General features: G+C 75.7%; 1 protein-coding gene. It reads right to left on the bottom strand.

What is annotated here, in order from left to right; genetic code table 11:
* Positions 1-3,340: beta-ketoacyl synthase N-terminal-like domain-containing protein (locus ABD363_RS32280; RefSeq protein ID WP_344610014.1), on the bottom strand; the 3,340-nt coding region annotated here is incomplete at both ends.

Below are 3,340 nucleotides of genomic sequence, written 5' to 3'. Positions count from 1 at the left end.
CGCGGTGGCCCCGTGGCCCGGGCGCGGCGGACGCCGCCACCGGGGCCGCCGCTTCCGGAGCCGGGGCGGGTGCCGCGGCCTCCGGTGCCGGTGCGGGGGCGGGTGCGGGCCGCGGCCGGCCGCCGGGCTCCGGTCGTACGGATTCCGGTGCCGCGCTCCCGGCACCGGGGCCGGTGCCCGCGGGCCGCAGAGCGTCGCCGTACCGTTCGATCAGGTGCCGGCTCAGGCTGCGGATGTCCGGGCACTCGAAGAACAGCGTGGGCGTGACCTCGACGTCGAGCGTGGCGCCGACCTCGGTGGCGAGGTGGGCCAGTGAGATCGACTCGAAGCCGTACGCGGAGAACTGCGTGTCGGCGTCGATGTCCGCGACCTCGAACTTCAGCAGGTCGGCGACGATGTGCCGCAGCGTCTCCACCAGCGTGTCGCTCCGGTCGCCGGCGACCGGCTGCGCGGCGGTGGTGCTCCCGGTCACGGGTGCCGCCGGCGCCGCGGCCGGCGGCATGCCGGGGGCGGGGGCGGATTCCCCGCCCAGGGAGTCGGTTTCCCCGCCCAGGGAGCCGGGTTCCCCGCCCAGGGACTCGGGCAGCGGTCCGCTGCCGAACACGGCGTCGTCCAGGCGGCCCAGCACCTCGCCGTGCTCGTCGAGGAACACCGCCCCGACGTGCCACGTCTCCCCGCGCTCCGCGGTCAGGACCACGGTGCGGGTCCGGTCGAAGCCGTCGCCGTGCAGGGCGCCGAGCGCGACCGGGGAGAGGGCGCCGGCCTCCCTCTGGCCGGCCGGGTCGGCGGTCGCCTGGAGGTACATCACGCCCTGTGTGACGCCCGCCAGCACCCACGCCGGCACGCGCACGCGCTGCTTGTGCGGGTCCTGGCACCGGTCGGGCTCGGCGATCCGCAGCAGCAGGCGCCCGTCGTCCAGCGCGGTCGCGCCGGTCACGCAGCGGCCGTACGGCCGGGCGTCCACGCCCGCCTCGCCGAGCCGTTCGTAGAACGCCTCGCCGTCCGACGCCGTGGTCCGGACGGCCGGGACGGGGGCCGTCGCGGCGGCGGGGGGCGGTGCGGGCACCACGTCGGCGTGGAAGCGGAGCGTGGGCCGGGCGCCGCCGAGGTGCCACAGCTCCGCGCGGTGCCGGCCCTCCCCCGCCGCGCCGAGCCGCCACTCCAGCTCCGCCGGGGCGTCGGCGGGCAGCGGCAGCGCGCCCCAGCGGGCGTGCTCCACGCGCAACGGTCCGGTCAGTCCGGCCAGTCCCGCCAAGGCGGACGCCGCGTCGGCCAGCGCCAGCGTGACGTAGCGGCGGGTGCGGCCCGAGGTGTGGACGTAGTCGAGCAGCTCGTCGCCGCGCAGGGTCAGGCCGTGGCGCACGCCGCGCAGGTCGGACCGGTTGACGCCGATCCAGGGGTGGGCGCGCCGGGCGAAGGCCAGCGGGCGCAGCACGCTCGGCGCGTCCTCGTGCTCGGGGTACCAGCAGCGCACCTTCTCGAACGGGTAGGCCGGCAGGGACAGTTTGGCGGGGCGGCTGCCCCGGGGCCACAGCCGGTCCCAGTCCAGGGCGGCGCCCTGCGTCCAGTACCGGCCGAGGTCGTCCAGGGCCCGCTCGTCGAAGGCCCGCTCCACGGCGGCGGTGTCGGTGGCGCGCCGCTGCCGCAGGATGCTGGCGGTGTAGTGCACGCCGCCGGGCGGCGTGGGCGCGTCGGCCGTCCAGTCGACGGCGCTCAGCCGTTCCAGCTGCCGTACGGCGTCGGCGCGGTCGGCGGCCACGAAGGCGAGCCGGCAGGGCAGTTCGTTCTTGCCGGTCTGCAGGGCGTGCGCCAGGGCGTCCAGGGAGGGTCCCGTGTCGCGCGCGTACGTGTACAGGTCGCGCAGCACGCGGCCGAGGGTCCGGGGGGTCGTCGCGGAGCAGACCAGCAGCTGGGGCCGTCCGCTGTCCGGCGCGGACGCCACCGGCCCGGTGTGCTCCTCGACGACGATGTGCACGTTGGCGCCGCCCGCGCCGATGGAGGTGACACCGGCGCGCAGCGGCGCCTCGACGGTGCCGTCGCCCGCCGGGACGCGCGGGCGCCGCCACTCCTCCAGGCGGCGCTGCACCACGAACGGGGTGGCGGCGAAGTCGATGGCCGGGTTGGGCGTCTCGGAGTGCAGCGACGGCACCAGCGTGCGGTGCCGCAGCTGCAGCAGCACCTTGGTCAGTCCGACCAGGCCGGAGGCGGACAGCAGGTGGGCCACGTTCGACTTGACCGAGCCGAGGGCGCAGAACTGCCGGTCCCGGGTGTGCCGGGCGAAGGCGAGGCCGGCGCCCTTGATCTCGATGGGGTCGCCGAGCGCGGTGGCCGAGCCGTGGCCCTCCAGGTAGCTAATGGTGCGCGCGTCGACCCCGGCGTCGTCCAGGGCCTTCTCGATCGCGCGGGCCTGCAGGTGCGGGCTCGGCACGGTGAAGCCGTTGCGCACCCCGGCGTTGGTCATGCCGGTGCCCTTGATCACGCCGTAGACGTGGTCGCCGTCGGCGACGGCCTCGGCGAGCGGTTTGAGGACGACCGCGCCCACGCCCTCGCCGAGGATGGTGCCATCGGCGCCGACGCCGTAGCTGCGCACCACCTCGGCGGTCCGGGTGGTGAAGTGCGCCTGCGAGGTGGCGATCAGGTCGTGCGGGTGCAGCATCAGGTTGACGCCGCCCACGACGGCCATCCGGCACTCCCCCGCGCGCAGCATCCGCACCGCCTGGTGCACGCAGGCCGAGGAGGAGGCGCACATGGCGTCCAGGAACATCGACGGGCCGGTGAACCCGTAGTAGTACGACAGCATGTTGGCGATCACGCCGATCTCGCTGCCGCTGGTCACCGAGCCCCGGGTGAGCATGTTCTGGAAGCCGTACAGGTGGTAGCTGTTGTTCATCGACCCGACGAGGACGCCGACGTCGCCGTCGTAGCGGCGGCGCAGCGTCTCGCGCGAGTAGCCGGCGTCCTCCAGGGCCGTGACGCCCGCCTGGAGGAACAGACGGACCTCCGGGGAGAGGATCTCGGCGTCCCGCTGGGAGATGGAGAAGTAGCGGGGGTCGAAGGCGTCGATGTCGCGCAGGAAGGTGCCGGTGCGCACCACCGTCTTGCCCAGGACGTCGCGTTCGTCGTGGTAGAGGTCCCGGTGGTGCCAGCGCGACTCGGGCACCGGCTCGAAGCTGTGCCGCCCGTCGCTGAGCAGCTGCCAGAACTCCTCCAGCGTGTCGGCGCCCGGGTAGCGGCCGGCCATGCCGACGACGGCGATGTCGTGCCGGCCGGGGTCGGTGCCCGGTGCGGGGGCGGTGCCCGGTGCGGGGGCGGGAGCGGTCACCGCGGCGGGGGCCGGGGC

The sequence above is a fragment of the Streptomyces glaucus genome (genome assembly GCF_039533365.1).
In the GTDB taxonomy this organism is placed as follows: Bacteria; Actinomycetota; Actinomycetes; order Streptomycetales; family Streptomycetaceae; genus Streptomyces; species Streptomyces glaucus.
The sequence above is the reverse complement of the archived record's forward strand: the minus strand, read 5'-3'. Positions and strand labels throughout refer to the sequence as shown.